Raw genomic sequence first — 19,181 nt, 5'->3', positions numbered from 1 at the left:
CGGGATGAAATCCCGCCGCCAACTGCCTACTCCGCCAACTCGCTCCGGTCGCGGAAGAAGGCCAGCGCCTCCGGATTCGCGAGCGCCTCCTGGTTCTTCACCGCCCGGCCATGCACGACGTTGCGCACGGCGAGTTCGACGATCTTGCCGCTCTTCGTGCGCGGAATGTCCGCAACCTGCAGCACCTTGGCCGGCACGTGGCGCGGCGTGGTGTTGTCGCGGATCGTCTGCCTGATGCGCGCGACCAGCGCGTCGTCGAGCGTCAGCCCCTCGCGCAGCCTGACGAACAGCACCACGCGCACGTCGTTCGGATTCTGCGGCGGCCAGTCCTGGCCGATCACGAGCGACTCGACCACTTCCGGCAGGCGCTCGACCTGACGGTAGATCTCGGCGGTGCCGATGCGCACGCCGCCCGGATTCAGGGTCGCGTCCGAACGGCCGTGGATGACCAGCCCGCCGTGCCCGGTGATCTCGCAGAAATCGCCGTGACACCAGACGTTGGGGAAGCGATCGAAGTAGGCCGCGTGGTACTTGGCCCCGTCGTCGTCGCCCCAGAAGCCGATCGGCATCACCGGAAAAGGCTTCGTGCACACGAGCTCGCCTTTCTCCCCGCGCAACGGCCGGCCCGCGTCGTCCCACACGTCCACCGCCATGCCCAGCCCGCGGCACTGAATCTCGCCACGCCACACCGGCAGCACCGGCGAGCCGAGCACGAAACACGAGATGATGTCGGTGCCGCCCGAGATCGACGACAGTTGCAGGTCGGCCTTGATGTCGCGGTAGACGTAGTCGAAACCTTCCGGCATCAGCGGACTGCCGGTGCTCATCATCGCGCGCACGGTGGCGAGGCTGTGCGTCTCGCGCGGCTTCATGCCGAACTTCGCGGCGGCGTCGATGAACTTCGCCGAGGTTCCGAAATGCGTCATGTGCTCGGCGTCGGCGTAGTCGAAGAGGATCTGGTTGTCGGACGCGAACGGCGAGCCGTCATAAAGCAGCAGCGACGCGCCGGCCGCGAGGCCGGACACGAGCCAGTTCCACATCATCCAGCCGCAGGTCGTGAAGTAGAACAGGCGGTCGCCCGGCTTCACGTCGGCATGCAGGCGATGCTCCTTCAGGTGCTGCAGCAACGTCCCGCCCGCGCAATGCACGATGCACTTGGGCACGCCCGTCGTGCCCGACGAGTACATGATGTAGAGCGGATGATCGAAGGGAAGCTGCTCGAAGGCGATGTCGTCGACGAAATGGAACGGCGCGATGAACTCCGCCCACATGTGCGCGTGCGGAATGTCCTTCAGATCGTGCTCGGCGTGCACATAGGGCACGACAACCACATGCTTCACCGATGGCAACTGGCGCACGATGTCGCCGAGCTTGCCAAGCACGTCGATGGTCTTGCCGCCGTAGAAGTAGCCGTCGCAGGCAACCAGCACCTTGGGCGCCGTCTGGCCGAAGCGATCGACCACGCCCTGCACGCCGAAATCCGGCGACGCGGACGTGAACACCGCACCGATGCTCGCCGCTGCCAGCATCGCGATCACCGTCTCGGGCATGTTCGGCATGTAGGCGGCGACGCGGTCGCCCTTCTGCACGCCCATCTCGCGCAACGCGGCGACGAAGTGGGCGACGGCGCGATACAGCTCGCCGTGAGTCATGCGATTCAGCACGTGGTCCTCGCCCCAGAAGACGAGCGCGTCCTTCGCATCGCGCGAACGTAGCAGGTTCTTCGCGAAATTGAGGCGCGCGTCGGGGAACCACTTGGCACCGGGCATGCGCTCGCCGTCGACCGAGACGCGCTCGCCGCGCTCGCCGATCACGCCAGCACCGGTTTTGTCACCCTCCCAGACGCTGACCCAGAACTGTTCGGGCGCGGCAATCGACCAGTCGTAGAGCGCATCGTAGTCGGGCAGCGACACGCCCCAGCGCTTCTCGGCCGCAAGGCGGAAGGCAGTGACGTTGGCGGCGGCGATGCGATCGGCGGAAGGCGTCCAGAGCGGTACAAGGTTGTTGTCGGTCATAGGGAGCTCCATGTCGTCTCGGCGGGGATCCGGGCGGCGGGATTCGCCCGGCCCTGTTTGCAGCCCCATTCTATCCCTTGGGCATCACGCATAGCACCCGCGCGCAGTGGTCGGCGCGCGAACGACCGCTGGGATTCATGTGCACATGCTGCTCTACCCCATTCTGCGCAGAGCTTCCGGGCGATGTGCTGCGCCGTTCAGCCGGCGAGCGCAGCGACGGTGTTTTCGATGCGGCCGAAGATGCTGTGGCCGTCGGCGTCGAACATCTCGATGCGCACGGTGTCGCCGTCGCGCATGAAGGGCGTTGCCGGCTTGCCCTGCTCGATCGTCTCCCAGGTGCGCACTTCGGCGAGGCAGCAGTAGCCGACGCCACCGTGCTCGATCGACGAGCCCCACAGGTCGCCGGCTTTGTTCGAAACGGTGCCGGAGCCGATGATCGACCCCGCCTCGAGCTCGCGCGTCTTCGCGACGTGCGCGATGAGCTGGCCGAAGTTGAAGGTCGCGTCGACGCCTGCGTTCGGCTTGCCGAAGAGCCGGTCGTTGAGGTGCACGACGAGCGGCAGGTGCACCTTCGCGTCACGCCACGCGTCGCCCAACTCGTCGGGCGTCACGGCGACCGGCGAGAACGCCGACGCGGGCTTGGACTGGAAGAAGCCGAAGCCCTTGGCCAGTTCGTTCGGGATCAGGCCGCGCAGGCTGACGTCGTTCACCAGCATCACGAGGCGGATCGCCTTCGCCGCCTGTTCGGGCGTCGCGCCCATCGGCACGTCGCCGGTCACGACCGTCACCTCGGCCTCGAAGTCGATACCCCAGCTCTCGTCGGCGACGACCTTGTCGCGCGGGCCGATGAAGCTGTCCGAACCGCCCTGGTACATCAGCGGGTCCGAGTAGAAACTCTCGGGCACTTCGGAATTGCGCGCCTTGCGCACGAGCTCGACGTGGTTGAGGTAGGCTGAACCGTCCGCCCACTGGTAGGCGCGCGGCAGCGGCGAGTGGCAGGCGGCCTCGTCGAAGGGCTGCGTATCGACGGCCCCGCTGTTGAGCGCTTCGTACACCTGGCGCAGTTGCGGCTCGCAGTCGAACCAGTTGTCGAGCGCGGCCTGCAGCGTGCGGGCGATCGCCGGCACGGCGCGGCAGCGGGTCAGGTCGCGGCTGACGACGACGAGCGTGCCGTCGCGGCCACCTTGCTTGAGGGTCGCGAGCTTCACTTGAACATCTCCTTGTAGCTGCCGTCGTGCATCCACGCCGCGTGCTTCGGCGCCTTCTTGGTCTGCGCCCACTCTTCGAGCATCTCCCACTTCACGTCGTCGAGCGCCTCGAGCATCTTCGGCGACGCGGTGTTCGCGGCGAGTTCCAGGCGGTGGCCGTTTGGGTCGAAGAAGTAGATCGACAGGAACAGCGCGTGGTCGGTCGGCCCGATCACGTCGATTCCCTCCGCTTCGAGGCGTGCCTTGGCCGCCATCAGCACCTCGACCGACTCGACCTGCAGCGCGAGGTGCTGCGTCCACGCCGGAGTGTTCTCGTCGCGGCCCATCTTCGGGCGGGTCGGCAGCTCGAAGAAGGCGAGCACGTTGCCCATGCCCGCATCGAGGAAGATGTGCATGTAGGGGTCGGCCTCACCGGTGGAGGGCACGGCGTCCTCGGCGATCGACAGGATCAGCTTCATGCCGAGATGCTTCTCATACCAGCGTGCGGTTTCGAGTGCATCGTGGCAGCGGTAGGCTACGTGGTGGATTTTCTGGATCAGCATTCTTGTCTCCGTATTCGTTCTCAGGCGCCTTCGCGCGCGATCTGCATCGCCTCGCGCAGCACCGAGATGTCGCCGATGTGGTTCGCGAGCAGCAGGATCAGGCGCGCATTCACCATCGCGCTCTGCTCGTCCGTCAGGTCGCGGTGCGTCGCGATCAGCGCTTCGTAGAAGTCGTCGCCGGGCGAGAAGGCGCGGAAGTGGCGCTTGCCGGGTTCATGCAGGTTCGGTTGCGTGTTGAGGGCCATGGCGGTCTCCATCAGGCGTTGCAGGTGGCGCGCGCGACGGCGGCACGCACCTGGGCGAGGTCGAGCGCGCGCCAGCGCGCGGCGACGTGCTGGTCGGGACGGACGAGGTAGCTCGTGCCTTCGCGCAGGTCGTAACGCTCGCGCACGCGTCCCTTCGCATCGATCAGCGTCTTCAGGCCGGCGGGCGCGGTGCCGCGTTCGGCGACGACGATCGCCTCGACCGGAATCGGCGCGTCGATAAGGCTGCGCAGCGCCTGCGCGCTCGCCGCATCCAGCGCCCCCGCATCGGGGATGTAGTGCAGCAACTGGAAGCAGTTGCCGGCCGCGCCGAGCAACCATTGCGTGCCGTCGGCCATCGCGACCGGCGCGTCGTCCATCGGCGCACCGGGAATCATGTTGCCGGCGAACACGTCCGAATCGGCCGTGTTCAGGCGCGAATCGGCAAGGAAGCTCGGCACCGACAGTCGGCCGGAGTTGACCAGCGCGCGGGCGAACGGGAACTGCTCGGCGAGCCCCAGCACCGCGTTGCGGAAGGTCTTGCTGACGGCACTCTTCGGCGTGATGAAGTCCGTCGAGCGCGTCGAGTTCATGATGTTCTCGTCGGCGGCGTAGCAGCGCTCGTCCGAGTAGGTGTCGAGCAGCGTCGCCGGCGCCTTTCCGTCCATCACCAGCTTCAGCTTCCACACCAGGTTATCGGTATCCTGAATGCCGGAGTTGGCGCCCCGCGCGCCGAAGGGCGAGACCTGGTGCGCCGCATCGCCGACGAAGAGGACGCGGCCGTGGTTGAAGCGGTTCATGCGGCGACACTGGAAGGTGTAAACGCTGACCCACTCGAGCTCGAATTCCCGATCATCGCCAAGCATCGCCTTGATGCGCGGGATCACGTTCTCGGGCTTCTTCTCTTCCTCCGGATCGACGTTCCAGCCGAGCTGGAAGTCGATGCGGAAGACGTTGTCGGCCTGGCGATGCAGCAGCACCGACTGATTGCGGTGGAACGGCGGGTCGAACCAGAACCAGCGCTCGGTCGGGAACTCCGCCTTCATCACGACGTCGGCGATCAGGAAGCGGTCCATGAAGATCTTGCCGTCGATGTCGAGTCCCAGCATCGTGCGGATCGGGCTGCGCGCGCCGTCGGCGACGATCAGCCAGTCGGCGGACAGCGTGTAGGCGCCGTCCGGCGTCTCGACACGCAAGGTCGCCTTCTCCGCGTCAGGGGTCACCCCGATCACGTTGTTCCTGAAGCGGATCTCGAGGTTCGGCAGCAGGCGCGCGCGCTTGATCAGGTCGTCTTCCAGGTAGTACTGCTGGAGGTTGATCATGCCCGGCCGATGATGGTCCGGCTCGGGGCACAGGTTGAAGTTGAACACCTCCTCCTCGCGGAAGAAGGTGCGACCGACGTTCCACGACACACCCTTCTGCACCATCTCTTCGGCACAACCGAGGCGGTCGAGAACTTCAAGGGTGCGCTTCGCGTAGCACACGCCGCGCGAGCCTATGGACACCGTGTCGTCGTTGTCGAGGAGCAGCACGCGCTGCCCCTGCTGGGCAAGGTCGATCGCGGCAGTCAGGCCGACGGGACCGGCACCGACAATCACCACCGGATAGTGCCCGTCACGCGCTTCGGCGATCTCCGGCGGGCGGACGTAGTCGAACTTCGGGTATTGGAACGTGCTAAGCACGGGTGTCTCCTCCGTTTGTTTCACGTCTCCGGGCCTGCCTCTTGGCGTGCGAGGGCCCGGAGTCCGGCGCCCGTGAGGGCGCGACGCTGATCGGCTGATTGCTCAGCCGGGGTGGCAATTACGTGATGTCAGCATGAGTACTGCACGGTTACTCCCTCCCCTTCAAGGGGAGGGTTGGGGTGGGGATGGGTTAAGCAGACGCCGCAGAAACCCATCCCCCTCCTAACCTCCCCCTTGAAGGGGGAGGAAGAACGTGCCCGAGCACACGTCATATGACGCCGGCTCAACACCACCACACGGTCACTCCTGCAGCGAATGCCACATCTGCCGGTCGCGCTCGGCCGTCCAGATGCGCGGGTCGCGGATGCCGCTCGCCTCGTCGTGCGCGCGCGTCACGTCGAAGGGCAGGCAGTGCTCATAGATGAAGACTTGCCCGAACTTCGGGTCCATGTTCTTGCGCGTGTGCGCCATCGTCGCCTTCAGGTCCATGCCCTGCCCGACCGCCTCCTGTGCGCTGCGATACAGCGTCGACACGAAGTCGCGGGTGTAGGCGAGGCCCGAGTCGACCGCCTCGCGGCCGATCAGCGCCGGGCCGCGGCCCGGGACCAGCTTGTCGAATTTCATCGCGGCGAGGTTGTCGAGCGTCTGCGGCCAGTCGGCGAGGTAGGCGTCGCCGGTGTAGCAGGCCGCGTCGGCCTCGACGAGGTCGCCGGAGAAACAGATGTTCTGCGACGGCAGGTAGACGATGGTGTCGCCCTTGGTGTGGCCGCGGCCGATCTGCTTGATCTTCACTTCGAGCTTGCCCATCCACAGGGTCATCTCGCCTTCGAAGGTGATCGTCGGCCAGGTCAGCCCGGGGACGCTCTCGACCGCTTGAAACAGGCGCGGGAAGCGGCCGATCTCGGAATCCATGTCCTGCTGGCCGCGCTCGACGATCAGGTCGTATGTGTCGCGGCTGGCGATGATCTGCTCGAGCCCTTCGGACTTGTAGCCGGAGGCACCGAGCACGCGCACCGCGTGGTAGTGCGTCAGCACGACGTACTTGATCGGCTTGTCGGTGATCTCGCGCACCTTGGCGATCACGCCCTGCGCCGCGACCGGCGTGGCGGTGGCGTCGATGATCATCACGCCATCGTCACCGATGATCACGCCGGTGTTGGGGTCGCCTTCGGCCGTATAGGCGTAGGCGTTGTCGGAAAGCTTGTCCCAGCTGATCTTCTTTTCTTCGAGGTCGGCCTGCGAGGCGAATTTCTTGGTGGTCATGATTTTGGGGTCTCTGTCGGGATGGGTGGACGATATGAATCCTAGACATAAATTCGTCTATACGCAACTGATTTGCTATTCACAAATTCCAAAACCCCGACACGGTCGGCTCTGGCTGCTGCTGTTCAATGTGTGAATGCGCGACCGCCCATCACGCACTCGCCTCGATCGGCGCTTCAGCTCTCGGATAATCGCTTCCGTTTCTCGGCATACATCAACTGGTCCGCCCGCTGAAGATGGTCGGAGAGGCTCAGTTCGGATGACGGGTCACACTGCACGATGCCGGTGCTGAACGAGATCCGGTAGGGACAATCCGGTCGCAGCGTATGGTCGGCGAGGCTCTTGTGCATCCGCGCCAGGAGCACGTCCGGCTGCGACGCATCGATCGTGAACACGGCAAACTCGTCGCCACCGATACGGGCAACCACGTCGGCGTCGCGAAAGCATTGCTGCAGTATGTGCGCCATGTCCTCGATGAGACTGTCGCCGACATCGTGGCCATATGCGTCGTTGATCCCCTTCAAGCCATCGATATCGATGAAAACAAGGACGCTTGGAACCTGCTGGCGGCGGGCAAGCTTGTAACTGCGTTCGGCGTGCAGGAAGAATCCCCGGCGGTTCAGGAGGCCGGTCATCATGTCCGTCACCGAGATCCTGTGGATTTCCTCTTCCACGGAATCCCGCCTCTGCAACTCGACCGCGTGCAGGCGGGCGGCCTCTTCAATCTCGCTCGCCTTTGTAACGATCCGTTCCTCGAGCAACTTCCGCGAGCTGACATTGCCGATTGCCGCTCCCGTGATCTCGCCGAGCAGGCGAAGGGTCGGAATCAGGCGTGCGAGCTCCTTCCGGGACCCCTGCCGATACCACATCGACACCAGCGCCCCCACGGGCCTGACCGGCGGGAACGGGTATGCAATCAGGCTCGCGATGCCCAGCGCAGTGAGTTCGTCCTCACGCATGCCCGAATCCCCCGCAATCTCGGGCAGCAGGATAGGCGTGCGGTCGGACATGGCGCGTCGCGCATGGCGCAGCAACGCAGAGGCTTCCGGCGTGGGCATGGGCCGATGGTGACGGCCGAACTCCGAGACGAACTCGCGCTCGCCGTCATGCACGACCAGGAGGCTCCCGTCCGAATGCAGAAGGTCGGGGATCGCCCTCCCCGCCAGGTCGAGGATTCCCCTCAGATCGGGGGCCTGCAGGAAATCACGCGCAAGGGCAAGCAGGCGTCGCAGCACCACGGAGCTCTCCGCCGGTCCCTGAGCCATCGCAGTTCTCCCTCCGTGATTGCCCCGCGGCGTCGAGCGGCACAGGCCGGCACGGACGCGCCGCCTGGGCCTGCGACCAGTCAGGACATGACCAACGTTAGCAGAATATCGGGGTACCAGGCGCAATTCAGGCCCAGCGCCTCGTCCAGCTGGAGATCGCGCGTGCCAACATCGAGCCGCGCCGAATGCACACCGAGCAGCATCCACGGCAGATCGCCATAGCTCGGCGGCGGATTGGCCACGCGCATGACCACCGGCGCACCGCTGGTGCCACGGTGCGTGCGCGCATCCGTAAGGAAATAGCCCTCGCCCTGGAAACGCAATCCGAACGACGATGCCACCACCGCCTGACGCACTACCGGCATGTGGTGCCAGGTGTCGTGAAAGCCGAGCGGAAAGCCTACGATCAGCAGCGAGGTGCCGATTTCAACGTGATCGAGGCTCCCCGGCAGATGCGCAGATGTGAAGGCGCGATAAACGGTCGTCGCGGGCAGCGCCCCGCGATCGATCTCGACGACCGCCACGTCGATGCCGCCCGCCGCATCGAAACCCTGGCGCCACAGGCTCTGGCCATCGCGATAAAGGGGTATCGAAAACCCCGTCGATTCCGCGAGGTTGTCCGGGTTGTTGTGCAGCTCCAGTTCGATCCGGTCCGGGAAGTGCCGGGCAGGCTTGTCGAACAGCACATGCCCGCTCGTGACGAGGAAGAGGCGCTGATCGTGCTCGAAGAAGAATCCGCTGGCGTTGGTCAGTTGCCGCAGGCGATCGAAGGTGACGATCCGCACGGTCGTCAGGAGAAGGGATTCGATCATTCGCGGCGCGTCGTGATGGGTGCGTGACCGGGCGGAATCCGGCCGCGACAATGGATCTTCCTCACACTCGCGCGCACGGGATAAGTGCGATCGAACCGAACCACGCGTTCCGCGATGTGCTGGTACCGCAAAGGCTACGGGCAGATTACCACCGTGCGGCCCGCAGGGCTGCCGAGTTTCCCCGCCAACGGCATGAATGCGGGGGAATCCGGCTGCAATCCAGCGCTTGATGGCGGGAAGTGCTGCGTCTTCCCGCCATGCGCTTGCATCCTTTCCGGATTCGTCCCGAGGGAGAGGTTACGCCGCGACCTCCTCCAGCGCCGGGTAGTCGATATAGCCTTCCGGTCCGGGCGCGTAGAAGGTCTTGGGGTTCGGCGCGTTGAGCGGCGCATTGCGCTTCAGGCGCGGCACCAGGTCCGGATTCGCGATGAACAGCCGGCCGAAGGCCACCGCATCGGCCCGGCCCGATTCCACGGCCTCGACCGCCATCGCACCGTCGTAGCCGTTGTTGGCGATGTAGGTGCCCTTGAACGTCCGGCGTGCCCATGCAAAGTCAAAGCCGGGTACGTCGCGCGGACCGCCGGTGGCGCCTTCCACGAAGTGGATGAACGCGATGCCGCGCTTGTTCAGCTCCTCGACGAGATGGCCGAACACCGCCTGCGGATTGCTGTCCGACAGGTCGTTCGCGGGGGTGACCGGCGACAGGCGGATACCGACGCGGCCCGCCCCGATCTCTGCGATCACCGCGTCGATCACTTCGAGCGCGAAGCGGGCACGGTTCTCCACCGAACCGCCGTACTGGTCGGTGCGCCGGTTCGCGCCATCGCGCAGGAACTGGTCGACCAGATAGCCGTTGGCGCCGTGAATCTCTACGCCGTCGAAGCCCGCGCGGATCGCGTTTGCGGCGGCACGCCGGAACTCCTGCACGACCTCGCCGATCTCCTCGACGCTCAACGCACGCGGCTCCGGCACCTCGACCTTGCCGTTGTGCGTATAGGCCACGACCTTGGGCTTCACTGCCGACGGGGCGACCGGCTGGACACCACCCGTGAGGTCCGGGTGCGTGACGCGCCCGACATGCCAGATCTGCGCGACGATCTTCGAGCCGGCCGCATGCACCGCCTGCGTGATCGCCTTCCAGCCCTCGACCTGGGCATCCGAGTAGATGCCCGGCGTCGCCATGTAGCCCTTGCCTACCGGCGACACCTGCGTGCCTTCGCTGATGATCAGGCCCGCATTGCTGCGCTGGCGGTAGTACGCGACGTTCATCGCGCTGCCGGGAATGTCGCCGGCGGCCTCGTCGGCGCGGCTGCGCGTCAGCGGCGCCATCACGACGCGGTTGGCGACCTCGATGTCGCCGATGCGGGCGGGCTGGAAGAGCTTGCGGGTAATGGTCATGGGTCGGGCTTCCTTCGTGAATCGCAATCGGGAACGGGATCAGTCACCTGATCGACTTGGGGCGATTATGTCCATGCCTGATCCACGGGAGTAGCCCGAATCGGTGATAGCATCTATTCCACACAGGAATAATCTGGAACCGCGATGGATCGCATGCGCCTGATGGAAACCTTCGTCCGCGTCGTCGAGACCGGCAACTTCTCGGCCGTCGCGCGCGAAGCGCACACCACGCAGTCGGCCGTCAGCAAGCAGGTGCAGGCCCTCGAAAAACTCGTCGGCGCGCCCCTCCTCGTGCGCTCCTCGCGCAGCCATTCGCTTACCGAAGCAGGGCAACTCTATTACGAGCGCTGCCGACAGGTGCTCGACACCCTGGAGGAAGCGCAGCTCGAGGTGCACCGTGCCGAGCACGAGATCTCCGGCGTCCTGCGCGTCGCCGCCCCCGTCGCATTCGGGCGCCTGCACATCGTGCCCCGCCTGGCGTCCTTCTATGCGCGCCATCCGAAGATCAAGGTCCACCTGCAACTCGACGACGGCTTCGTCGATCTGGTCGCCGCCGGCATCGACGTCGCCTTCCGCGTCGGCGAACTCAAGGACAGCCGCCTCGTCGCCCGTCGCATCGGCTCCGCCCACCGCGCGACGCTCGCCTCGCCCGCCTACCTGGAGCGGCACGGCGAACCGCAACACCTCGACGAGCTGCCCCGCCACAACTGCATCATCTACACCGGCCTCACGGCCATCAACGAATGGTCCTATCGCGACTCCGCCGGCCTATCCCACGTCGTCCGCGTCGACGGCAACTTCCAGTCCAACAGCTCCGAAGCCATCCGCCAGGCCGTCTGCGAAGGGCTCGGCATCAGCTATTCGCCAATCTGGGTGTTCGGCGACGACCTGCGCGCCGGGCGCGTCAAACCCATCCTCACCCGCTACCGCGCGCCTTCGCTGCCGCTGAACGTCGTCTTCCAGCCGGCGCGGCGGCCGTCGCTGAAGGTGAACAGTTTCGTGAACTACTTTTCGGAAGCGTTCAGCCGCGATCCGGACATTGCGCAGATGCTGACCGCCGACGCGTAGACGACGGATACCCGGGCATTGCAGCCGCATCAGCAGATGCCGTAGCGGCGCAGGCGGGTGGCAATCGCCGAGTGCGAGGCGCCAAGCCGTTTGGCCAGTCGCCGGGTGGACGGGAAATCGCCATACAGGCGCTGCAACAGGTTCTTCTCGAAGTCGGCGACAGCCTGTTCGAGCGTCGCAACTTCCCCCGTCATGTCTCGCCCGGCGGGGTTTGCCGCTTGCGCGAGTTCCAGTTCGTCTGCGCCGATCACGAGCCGTTCCGACATCGTCACGGCGCGGAAGATCACGTTCTGAAGCTGTCGTACGTTGCCGGGCCAGGGACTCGCGAGCAAGGCGGCGCACGCGGCCGACGACAGGCGCATCAGGGGACGCGCCGCCTGCGCGCAGGCGCGTGCGAGGAAGAACTGGGCCAGCGGGAGGATATCGCCCGGTCGCTCGCGCAGCGGCGGCATATGCAGCGTCAGCACATTCAGGCGAAACAGCAGATCCTGACGAAAATGACCGCCGGCCACCATGTCTTCGAGCGCGCGGTGGGTGGCGCTGATAATGCGTACATTCACTTTGACTTCACGGTCGCCGCCCACCCGCCGGAAGCTGCCGTCATTGAGAAAGCGCAGCAGCTTGGCCTGCAGGTAGGGCGACATCTCGCCGATCTCGTCGAGAAACACCGTGCCCCCGTCCGCCAGTTCGAGCAGGCCGGGTTTGCCGCCGCGCAGCGCACCGGTGAAGGCGCCCGGCGAATAGCCGAACAGCTCGCTCTCGGCAAGGTTCTCGGGCAGCGCGGCGCAGTTCAGCGCAAAGAAGGGCTCGGCGCTGCGCGTGCTGCCGGCATGGCACGCATGCGCGAGAAGTTCCTTGCCCGTGCCGGTTTCGCCGGTAATCAGCAGCGGCGCATCGACGAGCGCCATGCGCGCCGCGCGCTGCTTGAGCAGATCGATTTCAGGTGAATTGCCGAGGATGGCTTCGAAACCGCCCGCGTCGTAATTCTGCAGCGCGCTCAGGCGTTCGCCCATGCGCGTGGGGGCGTGCAGGGTCATCACGGCCCCCGCTACGCGTCCGCTCGTTTCGTGCAGGGGCAAGGTCTCCAGCATATAGGGTTCGCCGTTGATCTCGATTTCGCGTACCGGCAGGTGGTAACCCCCGTCGACCATCGCGTCCAGCAGTCCCGGATCGCCGATCAGTTGCTGCATCGAGCTTGCCCGCAATTCGGCTTCCGACATTCCGCTAGCCGTGACGGCGGCGCCGTTGGCGATGATCACGCGGCCGCTGGCATCGACCGCAAATACCGGATCGGCCTGCGAGGCCAGCAGGGCCTCCAGATAAAGGCGACGTTGCGCGCCGGGGAGCATGGCGACGACATCCACGGTGCGGACGCCGGCAATCTGCAGCAACTGGCTGCGCAACTTGATGAGTCCGGCTTGCTCCAGCGCCGGTGCCTCGATGTGGATGTACGGCGGATCGACCTCGACGGCCGTGACATTGAGCGAGCGCCGCGCGAGCTCGGCCAGGATTTCATGGGCAATGCCAACGCGGTCGTCAAAGTCGATGGCAATGCGCATGCGGCCTCCTGTATCGATATCGTTCCAATGTATCGATAATAATACACAAAGTACAAGCCATTGATCGCAAACTCAATTCCATCAACAACGGGGCCATGTCCGGCGTTCCGCGTATTGATTTACGTACAACAAAAACTGCACGGGCTGCAGCTCTTCGAATAACCATCTGTTTTATTGGCACTTTCCATAGTGGCACAGGCGTTGCTAAACCCGCCTTGAATCCAGTCTGGTCACGTCGCTTCCGCCGCGCAGGACCACGGACAAAAATCAAGGAGAAGTGGCATGCATGTCCTCGTACTCGGCAGTGGTGTCATCGGGACCACCATCGCCTACTACCTCGCCCGAGCCGGGCATGAGGTCAGCGTGGTCGATCGGCAGCCGGGGCCGGCACTGGAGACCAGCTACGCCAACGCCGGCGAAGTCTCCCCCGGTTATTCGGCACCGTGGGCAGGCCCCGGCGTGCCGCTGAAGGCGATCAAGTGGATGCTGATGCATCACAGCCCGCTGGTCATCAAGCCGATGCTTGACCCCGCGATGTGGCGCTGGGGCATGTCGATGCTGCGCAACTGCACGGAGGCGCGCTACCGCGTGAACAAGAGCCGCATGGTACGGCTCGCCGAGTACAGCCGCGATTGTCTCAAGGAACTGCGCACCGACACCGGCATCCGCTACGACGAGCGCAGCCACGGCACGCTGCAGCTGTTCCGCACGCAGAAGCAGCTCGACGGGGTCGGCAAGGACGTCGAGATCCTCAAGCAGTACGGCGTGCCGTTCCAGGTGCTGGAAGGGAACGCCTATCTCGAGTACGAGCCGGCGCTGGCGCTGGTCAAGGACAAGTTCGTCGGCGCGCTGCGCCTGCCGGGCGACGAAACCGGCGACTGCTTCAAGTTCACCCAGAACCTCGCCACGATGGCCGAATCCCTCGGCGCGAAATTTCGCTTCGGCGTGAATATTCGCGGCATCGAGCGCGCGGGTGATCGCATCACCGGCGTGCGCACCGACGCCGGCGTGCTCACCGCGGACAAGTACATCCTCGCCCTGGGCAGCTACTCGCCGCAGTTGCTCAAGCCGATCGGCATCGACATCCCGGTCTACCCGGTCAAGGGCTACTCGATCACGGTGCCGATCGGCGATGCGGCGATGGCGCCCGAATCCACCATCATGGACGAGACCCACAAGGTCGCCATCACGCGCCTGGGCGATCGCATCCGGGTCGGCGGCACAGCGCAGCTGTCGGGCTTCGACCTGCAGCTGGACGCGCCCCGTCGCCGCACGCTGGAGTTCGTGGTGGGCGACCTCTTCCCCAAAGGCGGCGACATCGCCCAGGCCGAATTCTGGAACGGACTGCGGCCGATGACGCCCGACGGCACGCCGATCATCGGCAAGACGCCCTACCCCAATCTGTACCTCAGCACCGGCCACGGAACGCTCGGCTGGACCATGGCCGCCGGCACCGGCCGCGTCATGGCCGACCTGGTCGGCGGCCGCAACCCGGAAATCAACATCGACGACCTCGGCATCGCCCGCTACGCCTGATCCACGCAGTTCCTCTAAACACATACAACGGAGACAACCCATGGAAACACTTACGCAGTTCGTCACGGCGATCAATGACCTCGTGTGGGGCCCGCCGATGCTGATCGCGATCCTCGGTACCGGCCTGTTCCTGCAATTGCGCCTCAAGTTCATGCCGGTGACCAAGATCATCGCCGGCTTCGTCATGGTCTGGCGCGGACGCAAGGCGGCGCCCGGCGCACCCGGCGAAATCACGCCCTACGCCGCGCTGATGACCGCGCTGGCGGCAACGGTCGGGACCGGCAATATCGCCGGCGTCGCCACCGCCATCGCCGTCGGTGGGCCGGGCGCGATGTTCTGGATGTGGATGACCGCGCTCGTCGGCATGGCCACCAAATATGCCGAGGTGCTGCTTGCGGTGCATTACCGCGAAACCGACGACCACGGCGAGCAGGTCGGCGGGCCGATGTACGCGATCAAGAACGGACTCGGCCGCCACTGGCGCTGGCTCGGCGCGGCGTTCGCGCTGTTCGGTGGCCTCGCCGGCTTCGGCATCGGCAACATGGTCCAGTCGAACAGCATCGCCGGTGCGCTGGAAGCCGGTTTCGGCATCGATCCGTGGGTGTCCGGTGTCGTGATGGCGGTATTCACCGGCGGCGTGCTGCTCGGTGGAGTCAAGCGCATCGGCGCGGTGGCGGAAAAACTGGTGCCGTTCATGTGCATCGGTTATGTCGTCGCATCGCTGACGGTGCTCGGCATCTATGCCGACCAGATTCCCGCGGCCTTTTCGCTGATCCTTTCGAGCGCCTTCAGCCCCGCGGCGGCAACGGGCGGTTTCGCCGGTGCTGCGGTGATGATGGCGATGCGTTACGGCGTGGCGCGCGGCATCTTCTCGAACGAAGCCGGCCTCGGCACCGCGGGCATCGCGCAGGCGGCCGGCCAGACCAAGAACCCAGTCGAGTCCGGCCTGGTGGGCATGATGGGCACCTTCATCGATACCATCATCGTGTGCACCATGACCGGCCTGGTGGTGATCGTGACCGGCGTCTGGAGCAGCGGCCTCAAGGGCGCGGCGCTGAGTTCGAGCGCCTTCGTCACCGCGTTCCCGGGCTTTGGCGGCCAGTTCCTGGCCATCGCGCTGGCGATCTTCGCCTTCACCACCATCCTCGGCTGGGCGTACTACGGCGAGAAGTGCTGGGAATACCTGGTCGGCACGTCGGTCGAAAAGCCCTACCGCGTGCTGTGGACGATCTTCGTGCTGGTTGGCGCCGTGACGCAGCTCGACTTCGTGTGGCTGGTCGCCGACACGCTGAATGCCTTCATGGCGATCCCGAACCTGATCTCCCTGCTGCTTCTGTCGCCGATCGTCGCAAAACTGACGCAGGACTACTTTGCCGAGCGTCGTATTCCGGTCGGCCGGGCGGTGGCCGGCGAGGTGTCTCGCTAAGGTCCCGGTTCAACGCTATCCAACCCGACCCTTTCGTCATCGGCGCCACGCGGCGGAGCCTCGCGCTCCGCGCAATCCCGATGACGAAAGCGGGCAGGACCTTCGGCCACGTGTAATTGAAGGCAATGAAAGCGCAGACGCCGGATCTTGCGCAGATGCTGACTGCGGATGCATGTCCCGATCGGTCCGCCGCGTCTCGCACTTGATCCGCGCGCCTGCATGCCAAGCTTCAGAGAATGACCGCGATCTCCTCGCGGCGAACCAGATCGTGCTCCAGCTGCAGACCATCCATGTCGAGCGCATCATGGGCGGCGAGCAATCCGACCGGCGTCCCCCTGTCGTCCACGACCGGCATGTGGCGGAACCCGCCTTCATACATCAGATGCAAGGCGTGGCCGAACGGCTTGTCCTCGTGGATCGTCTGCACCTGCGTCGTCATGATGGTCTCGACCGACGTCGCCGCCGGATCGAGGCCCATGGCGACGACCCGGAACACGATGTCCCGCTCGGTGAGGATACCGAGCAACTTCCCCTTTCCCACCACCAGAACTGCCGAGGATTTCATCTCCCGCATGATGATCGATGAATTTCGAATCGTGCTGCCTGGTGCGACCGTGGGGAATGGGCGCTGACCAATGACTTGGTGAATGGGGCGGTAGGGCATGGCATGTCTCCTCTCGATCGAAGGATGAAGACGAACGGGTCTTCCTGCGAGCCGGTCCGGCACACGAACCCGATGAACAGGGTGTCGGCCCGGGCCGAATGACGTCGCTAACGAGCGCTGACCGCAAGGTGTTGTTCCTTGAGCACCTGATATCGGCCCTTGCGGCAATCGACGCTCGGCAGAAATCATGCAAGTTCCAGACCTTTGTAGCACGGACCAGAAAACCCAGTTAAAACAGCGCTATGCGTTACCTCAGCACTTTCGGGTTGCTGCTCTCTGCACCAGTATCGGGATGCGACGAGGCATCAGGCGCCAAATGAGTGCGCTCGGTCGGGTATCCCACTGGGTCGAGCAAGCCGATGTCACGGTGCTCAACGAGCCCTTCATTGCGCGTGGCAATCTAGCCACCGCCGGCGGTTGCCTCGCGTCGCAGTACCTGGGCAGCTGAGCTGTCGAACGCCGCTACCCCCTGCGGGGCCGGGAAATTACCGCGTCCGCGCGCCCTTCACGAACTCAAGTGAGGCGCGGAACAGTTCAATATCCTGCTCGTAGTCTGCCGCGTCGGCCCGGTCGATTTGAATCCATTCCCTCGAACTTGCCATGCCACCGGGTTGAAATGGGACGACGTCGCCCCTTGAGAACTGCAACTCGATCGCGGTGGCGGCAGGCACGCGCAGTCCGACGCCGTTGCCGCTTATGCAGGCGAACATCTTGTCGTCAACAAAGTAGGCGTCAAGTCCACTGATCTTCTTCGCCCTGACGCCAGGAAGCTTAAGAAGAACTTCATCGATTTGCGACTTTCGGCTCGCATTTGGTACGCAAGTATTCAAGGGATCTCCGTCGAGTGTCATAAAAGAACGGCTGAATAACGTCGTGTGATACGCCAGATCCGGCGGGACTGCAAGCGAATCATGTCATGGTCCGATGCAATCAAGCGGGCCCGATATTTTCAGAATGCGCCGACGGTCACCTGCCGTTCAGGCGCTGAGGGAGCTCATTGACCGCTTGTCACGTCGAGCTACAGCCGGACCCGACCCTCAAGAGACATTCGTCGTCTCGGCTCTCTAGCGGCTTCCCCGAGCGAGATTGCGGGTTACGGCATCAGGCCGATGATGCGGCGCATCTCTGTCTCGTCAAATGCGCGAAGCGTCTGGGTGCGCACGTTTCCGAGCGAGCCAACTGTAAGAAGCGCTGCCGTGGCCATCTCCTCGCTGCCCTCGCAGACCACCACCATGTCGTGGCTCCCGACTGTCCACCATGCTGCTTTGACGCTGCCCCCCATCTTCTCAATCAAGCCCCTAAAGGCCTCAAAGCGATCAGGAGATTGCTTGACTGCCCGGATGCCTTGGTCAGTGAAATTTACGAGCGTAACAAAGGTGGCCATTTTCTTTCTCCTCTGTGCGGGGTTTGGCGTCGCCCTGGGTTCGGTGCCCACTGACCTTCGCCTCCTCTAACGTAGACCGTACGCCGTCGATTGCTAGCGAAATAATGAATCGCCCTCCGCCTGCGCAGGCGCTCGTGTGTTACACGTGGGGGTTAAAGCCGTAGTGGATAGTGTGGGTTCGGGGCCGACAAACGCGGCCGGTCGGCACCTCACGCGACTACAAGCATTGGGTAAGTGCGGGCCCGTCCTTCACCGTTACGGCGTCGATCGATACCAGTGCAGTTCAATGAGCTGAGCGCCGTCGCTTGCCAGCGCTGAACGTACTTCGACGGTTGTCGGCAACCTGCGTGTCACTGAACTATCGCAGCCCGTCCGTCGATTATCTGAGTGAAGCGGGCCCATCAAATGTCTGCTTCGGAACGGTGCTGGAAGACCGGTTCTGGCCGTTATGCACAGCTGTCCATAACGGCCACGACCAGTCCTTGCTCGTTTGCTCAAGCCGGTCATCCGCCCGGCGGGTCCGACCATGTTGCTGCCGCTCGTGAATGCGCAGCGTCCGTCGAGTCATCGGCCTTATGTAGAGCTCCACATAAGGCCGATTATGTAGATGCCTCGATTATGGAGACCAAGCGATCGGAAGACGCCCAGACCGACGCACGGAGCGGGATCCGGGTGGTCGGTCCTACACATAATTACAGTCGCCGCAATGAGCTGATCCGCTAGTCAGGAGGACCTTTGTGATACAACTCCCCTTCCTCCGTCTTCGTCATATCCTTAACCGACCGGGGTTTCCGGCATGCTGGCCGTTGGCAACGGAGACGCCGCGACCTCTAGACGTCCGCGAACACGGCGGCACGATGGCAGCCAAACGCGGAAATTATGTAGAGCTCGCAGTGACACTGCGTAACCCCCTGCCCATTCGCTGCTTACCCTCAGCCGCAATCCGCCCCCGCAGCTCCACATAATCGACAGCTCCACATAATCGGCCTTGGACTAAACCGCTCGCGCGGTAGGGCATGCTGAACCGCTCCGTACGGTCATGGCGTCCCGGGTTTTATAGGCAGTGCTCTGCCAAGTTGGAGATGAGGCAATCGGCCTCGTCTTCGACAGGAGCACG

General features: G+C 64.5%; 17 protein-coding genes. 4 read left to right on the top strand and 13 right to left on the bottom strand.

Features of this window, described 5'->3' with window-relative positions:
- Positions 1–26 precede the first annotated feature (26 nt).
- The 9 genes from GPA27_RS12340 to GPA27_RS12300 form a co-directional block, all read right to left on the bottom strand.
- Positions 27–2,015, bottom strand: coding sequence for an acetoacetate--CoA ligase (locus GPA27_RS12340; protein WP_169140852.1), 1,989 nt, complete (start codon positions 2,013–2,015; stop codon positions 27–29).
- Positions 2,016–2,212: 197 nt separating this feature from the next.
- Positions 2,213–3,223, bottom strand: coding sequence for a fumarylacetoacetate hydrolase family protein (locus tag GPA27_RS12335; RefSeq protein WP_169140850.1), 1,011 nt, complete (start codon positions 3,221–3,223; stop codon positions 2,213–2,215).
- Positions 3,220–3,765: a VOC family protein gene (locus tag GPA27_RS12330; RefSeq protein ID WP_169140848.1), complete on the bottom strand. Its 546-nt coding sequence runs from the start codon at positions 3,763–3,765 to the stop codon at positions 3,220–3,222. Before GPA27_RS12330 ends, GPA27_RS12335 begins: the two co-directional genes overlap by 4 nt.
- A gap of 20 nt (positions 3,766–3,785) precedes the next feature.
- Positions 3,786–4,010: a DUF2783 domain-containing protein gene (locus tag GPA27_RS12325; protein ID WP_169140847.1), complete on the bottom strand. Its 225-nt coding sequence runs from the start codon at positions 4,008–4,010 to the stop codon at positions 3,786–3,788.
- Between the two features lie 11 nt (positions 4,011–4,021).
- On the bottom strand, positions 4,022–5,689 hold the full coding sequence (locus GPA27_RS12320) for an FAD-dependent oxidoreductase (protein ID WP_169140846.1): 1,668 nt from the start codon (positions 5,687–5,689) through the stop codon (positions 4,022–4,024).
- Between the two features lie 300 nt (positions 5,690–5,989).
- Positions 5,990–6,952, bottom strand: coding sequence for an MBL fold metallo-hydrolase (locus tag GPA27_RS12315; RefSeq protein ID WP_169140845.1), 963 nt, complete (start codon positions 6,950–6,952; stop codon positions 5,990–5,992).
- A 176-nt stretch (positions 6,953–7,128) separates the two neighbouring features.
- Positions 7,129–8,190 carry a GGDEF domain-containing protein gene (locus GPA27_RS12310; RefSeq protein ID WP_256222918.1) on the bottom strand — a complete coding sequence of 354 codons (1,062 nt, stop codon included), beginning with the start codon at positions 8,188–8,190 and terminating at the stop codon, positions 7,129–7,131.
- Between the two features lie 107 nt (positions 8,191–8,297).
- Positions 8,298–9,080 (bottom strand): S1 family peptidase, encoded by a 783-nt coding sequence (locus GPA27_RS12305; protein WP_246261061.1) that lies wholly within the window; start codon positions 9,078–9,080, stop codon positions 8,298–8,300.
- A gap of 246 nt (positions 9,081–9,326) precedes the next feature.
- Positions 9,327–10,427: an alkene reductase gene (locus tag GPA27_RS12300; RefSeq protein ID WP_169140844.1), complete on the bottom strand. Its 1,101-nt coding sequence runs from the start codon at positions 10,425–10,427 to the stop codon at positions 9,327–9,329.
- 144 nt (positions 10,428–10,571) lie between these two features.
- On the opposite strand from GPA27_RS12300, the gene GPA27_RS12295 reads away from it, so the two are divergent.
- Complete coding sequence (locus GPA27_RS12295; RefSeq protein ID WP_169140843.1) at positions 10,572–11,495, top strand: LysR family transcriptional regulator; 924 nt, start codon at positions 10,572–10,574, stop codon at positions 11,493–11,495.
- Between the two features lie 29 nt (positions 11,496–11,524).
- On the opposite strand, the gene GPA27_RS12290 is transcribed toward GPA27_RS12295, so the two are convergent.
- A complete protein-coding gene (locus GPA27_RS12290; RefSeq protein WP_169140842.1) occupies positions 11,525–13,054 on the bottom strand; it encodes a sigma-54-dependent transcriptional regulator in 1,530 nt (509 codons plus the stop codon).
- 282 nt (positions 13,055–13,336) lie between these two features.
- Between GPA27_RS12290 and GPA27_RS12285 the strand changes: the two genes are divergently transcribed.
- Positions 13,337–14,590: a D-amino acid dehydrogenase gene (locus GPA27_RS12285; RefSeq protein WP_169140841.1), complete on the top strand. Its 1,254-nt coding sequence runs from the start codon at positions 13,337–13,339 to the stop codon at positions 14,588–14,590.
- 40 nt (positions 14,591–14,630) lie between these two features.
- Positions 14,631–16,016 carry an alanine/glycine:cation symporter family protein gene (locus GPA27_RS12280; RefSeq protein ID WP_169140839.1) on the top strand — a complete coding sequence of 462 codons (1,386 nt, stop codon included), beginning with the start codon at positions 14,631–14,633 and terminating at the stop codon, positions 16,014–16,016.
- A gap of 229 nt (positions 16,017–16,245) precedes the next feature.
- On the opposite strand, the gene GPA27_RS12275 is transcribed toward GPA27_RS12280, so the two are convergent.
- Positions 16,246–16,680, bottom strand: coding sequence for a CBS domain-containing protein (locus tag GPA27_RS12275; protein ID WP_169140837.1), 435 nt, complete (start codon positions 16,678–16,680; stop codon positions 16,246–16,248).
- A gap of 316 nt (positions 16,681–16,996) precedes the next feature.
- On the opposite strand from GPA27_RS12275, the gene GPA27_RS12270 reads away from it, so the two are divergent.
- Entirely contained in the window at positions 16,997–17,128 is a 132-nt protein-coding gene (locus GPA27_RS12270; protein WP_256222916.1) for a hypothetical protein, read from the top strand.
- Between the two features lie 37 nt (positions 17,129–17,165).
- On the opposite strand, the gene GPA27_RS12265 is transcribed toward GPA27_RS12270, so the two are convergent.
- The gene (locus GPA27_RS12265) at positions 17,166–17,510 is read right to left on the bottom strand and encodes a TfoX/Sxy family protein (protein WP_246261059.1); all 345 of its coding nucleotides are present in this window, start codon (positions 17,508–17,510) and stop codon (positions 17,166–17,168) included.
- A gap of 263 nt (positions 17,511–17,773) precedes the next feature.
- Positions 17,774–18,064 carry a GYD domain-containing protein gene (locus GPA27_RS12260; RefSeq protein WP_169140823.1) on the bottom strand — a complete coding sequence of 97 codons (291 nt, stop codon included), beginning with the start codon at positions 18,062–18,064 and terminating at the stop codon, positions 17,774–17,776.
- Between the last annotated feature and the right edge of the window lie 1,117 nt (positions 18,065–19,181).

Origin of the sequence: Aromatoleum toluolicum (genome assembly GCF_012911005.2) — a bacterium.
Classification (GTDB): Bacteria; Pseudomonadota; Gammaproteobacteria; order Burkholderiales; family Rhodocyclaceae; genus Aromatoleum; species Aromatoleum toluolicum.
The sequence above is the reverse complement of the archived record's forward strand: the minus strand, read 5'-3'. Positions and strand labels throughout refer to the sequence as shown.

Excerpts from the sequence above, each read along its gene's own strand:
- GPA27_RS12340 (WP_169140852.1), bottom strand. The coding sequence starts at position 2,015 with ATGACCGACAACAACCTTGTACCGCTCTGGACGCCTTCCGCCGATCGC.
- GPA27_RS12330 (WP_169140848.1), bottom strand. The coding sequence starts at position 3,765 with ATGCTGATCCAGAAAATCCACCACGTAGCCTACCGCTGCCACGATGCA.
- GPA27_RS12325 (WP_169140847.1), bottom strand. The coding sequence starts at position 4,010 with ATGGCCCTCAACACGCAACCGAACCTGCATGAACCCGGCAAGCGCCAC.
- GPA27_RS12315 (WP_169140845.1), bottom strand. The coding sequence starts at position 6,952 with ATGACCACCAAGAAATTCGCCTCGCAGGCCGACCTCGAAGAAAAGAAG.
- GPA27_RS12300 (WP_169140844.1), bottom strand. The coding sequence starts at position 10,427 with ATGACCATTACCCGCAAGCTCTTCCAGCCCGCCCGCATCGGCGACATC.
- GPA27_RS12295 (WP_169140843.1), top strand. The coding sequence starts at position 10,572 with ATGGATCGCATGCGCCTGATGGAAACCTTCGTCCGCGTCGTCGAGACC.
- GPA27_RS12290 (WP_169140842.1), bottom strand. The coding sequence starts at position 13,054 with ATGCGCATTGCCATCGACTTTGACGACCGCGTTGGCATTGCCCATGAA.
- GPA27_RS12285 (WP_169140841.1), top strand. The coding sequence starts at position 13,337 with ATGCATGTCCTCGTACTCGGCAGTGGTGTCATCGGGACCACCATCGCC.
- GPA27_RS12280 (WP_169140839.1), top strand. The coding sequence starts at position 14,631 with ATGGAAACACTTACGCAGTTCGTCACGGCGATCAATGACCTCGTGTGG.
- GPA27_RS12275 (WP_169140837.1), bottom strand. The coding sequence starts at position 16,680 with ATGCCCTACCGCCCCATTCACCAAGTCATTGGTCAGCGCCCATTCCCC.
- GPA27_RS12270 (WP_256222916.1), top strand. The coding sequence starts at position 16,997 with ATGAGTGCGCTCGGTCGGGTATCCCACTGGGTCGAGCAAGCCGATGTC.
- GPA27_RS12260 (WP_169140823.1), bottom strand. The coding sequence starts at position 18,064 with ATGGCCACCTTTGTTACGCTCGTAAATTTCACTGACCAAGGCATCCGG.